This window comes from Candidatus Erwinia dacicola (genome assembly GCF_001756855.1).
Lineage (GTDB): Bacteria > Pseudomonadota > Gammaproteobacteria > Enterobacterales > Enterobacteriaceae > Erwinia > Erwinia dacicola.
Window position 1 is genome coordinate 1 of record NZ_MAYS01000396.1, and the last position, 3,050, is coordinate 3,050.

The 3,050-nt window shown below is 46.2% G+C and carries 2 protein-coding genes and 1 pseudogene; all 3 read left to right on the top strand.

From position 1 onward, the window contains the following. Window positions 1-447, top strand: a pseudogene (locus BBW68_RS16750) (transposase); the annotation flags it as partial. Window positions 448-793: 346 nt separating this feature from the next. After that, entirely contained in the window at window positions 794-1,771 is a 978-nt protein-coding gene (locus tag BBW68_RS11015; protein WP_070135402.1) for a DUF1852 domain-containing protein, read from the top strand. 25 nt (window positions 1,772-1,796) lie between these two features. After that, entirely contained in the window at window positions 1,797-2,828 is a 1,032-nt protein-coding gene (locus BBW68_RS11020; RefSeq protein WP_070135403.1) for a methionine synthase, read from the top strand. The last annotated feature ends 222 nt before the right edge of the window (window positions 2,829-3,050 follow it).

Here is a 3,050-nt window from a genome sequence, read left to right on the forward strand (position 1 = left end):
ATCTTTGCAACAGTGCCAGAAAAATGCCCCCCAAAAGGCTCTAATACCCGTAATGGCTGTTCGTCAAAAACCCTGTTTTGCGATGATGGCGAGATTGCGCTGAATACGCTGCGTGATCGTGAAAACACCTCTGAACCTCAGCTAATTAAGAAAAACCAGACGCGTATTATGCAGATAGACAGCCAAATTTTAGCTCTCTACGCCAGAGGTATGCCCCCCGTGAAATCGTTGCCATGTTCAAAGAGATGTACGACGCCGATGTGTCACCCTCGCTGATATCTGAGGTCACCGATGCCGTAGAAAAAAAGGGCGCTGAGTGGCAAAACCGGATGCGCTGTATCCCATTGTTTATATGCACTGTATTGTCGTAAAAGTCCGTCAGAATGGCAGCGTAATCAACAAAGCTATTTTCCTAGCCCGGGTATCAATACCGAAGGCCAGAAAGAGACTTAGTGTTAATGGCTAATATCCGTTTGCCGATTTGAAGTCACGACTGGATAAGAAGAAGTAATCACTGCGATATTCGCCTCTGGCGCAGGATCCTGTGCCAAATTTATTATAAAATCAATAAATTCAGATAGTTATAACATAACACTCCTAAGCTTAATGCGATCATGAAGATGCCTCATACAGCAATGAAATTAAATCACTTTTCCTCAATCAGTGACTCTGTCATAAAGTACTTATTGCTATTTTATTCAGACCATCTTAATAATAAAACCAGAAAAGAAAATTTGAAAGCACTGAATAAAAAATTCAGATCTTATATCAGAAATCAGGATATTTCATCGCCATGAAAAATAAATTTAAATTTACGCTTAAAAGCCTCTCATTCGATGAGAATTATAACCCCTCTGAAAATACCCGTATTACCACCAACTTCGCTAATTTAGCGCGCGGTGAGAAGCGTCAGGAAAACTTGCGTAATGCCCTGACGATGATTGACGATCGTTTCAATAGCTTGGCGCGCAAGGATAATCCCAACGGTGATCGTTACGCCGTGGAGCTTGAGATCGTCTCTGTTGATATGGATGTGGAAGGCAAAGGCGTTCCCTTCCCCGTGATTGAAATATTGAAAACCAATATCGTCGATCGTAAAAAAAATCAGTGCATTGAGGGGATTGTCGGAAATAATTTCTCTTCTTACGTGCGTGATTATGACTTTAGCGTGGTGCTGTTAGAACATAACAAGGACAAATCTAGCTTTAGCACGCCAGATAATTTTGGTGTGCTGCACGGAAATCTGTTTAAATCTTTCGTTAACTCAAGTACCTACAAAGAAAATTTTAAGAAGCAGCCGGTTATCTGCCTGAGCGTGTCCAGCAAAAGAACTTATCACCGCACCGACTATCAGCATCCGGTACTAGGCGTTGAATATCGTCAGAATGCTTTGTCCATGACCGATCACTACTTCAAGAAAATGGGATTAGAGGCACGCTATTTTATGCCGCCAAACGCGGTCGCGCCTCTGGCCTTCTATTTCTCCGGTGACTTAATTAATGACTATACGGATCTTGAGCTGATCAGCACCATCAGCACGATGGAATCATTCCAGAGAATTTACCGTCCTGAAATTTACAACGCGAATTCAGTAGCGGGACAAGAGTATCAGCCAAGCCTGAACAGTCAGGATTATGTATTAACGAAAATTGTTTACGATCGCGAAGAGCGTAGCCAGCTGGCCGTTGAGCAGGGCAAATTGACCGAAGAGAAATTCATTAAGACTTACCAGAATGTTTTTAAGCAATGGTCTGAAGATACCGTTCTTTGATTCAGAAATTACAAGGTCACCTATTATGAAAAAGTTATTACCAACCTCCTCTGCTGGCAGCTTGCCTAAACCTTCTTGGCTGGCACAGCCTGAAGTTTTATGGTCACCGTGGAGATTGCAATATCAGGAACTGATTGATGGCAAGAAAGACGCTCTGCGTCTGTGCTTGGAAGACCAGCAGCAGGCGGGGATTGATATTGTCAGCGATGGCGAACAGACACGCCAGCATTTCGTCACAACCTTTATTGAGCATCTCGAAGGCGTGGATTTCGAGCAGCGTGAAATCGTTAAGATTCGCGATCGTTACGACGCTAGCGTACCGACCGTCGTGGGTCCGGTGAGCCGCAAAAACTCGGTATTTGTCGAGGACGCTAAGTTCTTACGTCTGCAGACTGACAAGCCAATTAAGTGGGCCCTGCCGGGTCCGATGACGATGATCGATACCCTGTATGATAATCACTATAAAAGCCGTGAAAAACTCGCGTGGGAGTTCGCTAAGATCCTGAATGAAGAAGCGAAAGAGTTAGAAGCGGTGGGCGTGGATATTATTCAGTTTGATGAGCCAGCGTTTAACGTCTTCTTTGATGATGTGAATGACTGGGGTATCGCCACCTTGGAAAGAGCCATTGAAGGGCTGAAGTGCGAAACGGCGGTGCATATTTGCTACGGCTACGGCATCAAAGCCAATACCAACTGGAAAAAGACGCTGGGTTCCGAGTGGCGCCAGTACGAAGAGATTTTCCCGAATCTGCAAAATTCGAATATCGACATTATCTCGCTCGAATGCCAGAACTCGCATGTTCCTATGGAGCTTCTGGAGCTGATCCGCGGGAAAAAAGTGATGGTGGGCGCCATTGACGTAGCAACTAACAATATTGAAACCCCTGAAGAGGTCGCCGCGACGCTGCGCAAAGCGCTGCAGTTCGTCGACGCCGACGAGCTCTACCCTTGCACCAACTGCGGTATGATTCCATTACCGCGTGGCGTGGCAAGAGGCAAGCTCGCCGCACTGAGCGCAGGTGCCGAGATCATCCGTAAAGAGCTACTGGCTAAATAACGTCGCCTTGTGTCAGACCAGATAAATTGTGCAGGCACCGTTTGCACAATTTCAGCTTCCACCTAAGCCCGCCTGATTCCCCCCGGCGGGCGTTTTAACGCTTATTCCCGCTAGCCCAGCCCCGGCGCAACGTGCTTTAGTATCGTCTCAATGGTGTGCGCGCAGTAATCCACACCCAGCAGATTCGGGACGATCAACGATCTTGCAGCTCCAGCATGATGG

What these genes read in the sequence shown, in the direction of transcription:
- BBW68_RS11015 (WP_070135402.1), top strand. Translation starts at nt 794, where the DNA reads ATGAAAAATAAATTTAAATTTACGCTTAAAAGCCTCTCATTCGATGAG.
- BBW68_RS11020 (WP_070135403.1), top strand. Translation starts at nt 1,797, where the DNA reads ATGAAAAAGTTATTACCAACCTCCTCTGCTGGCAGCTTGCCTAAACCT.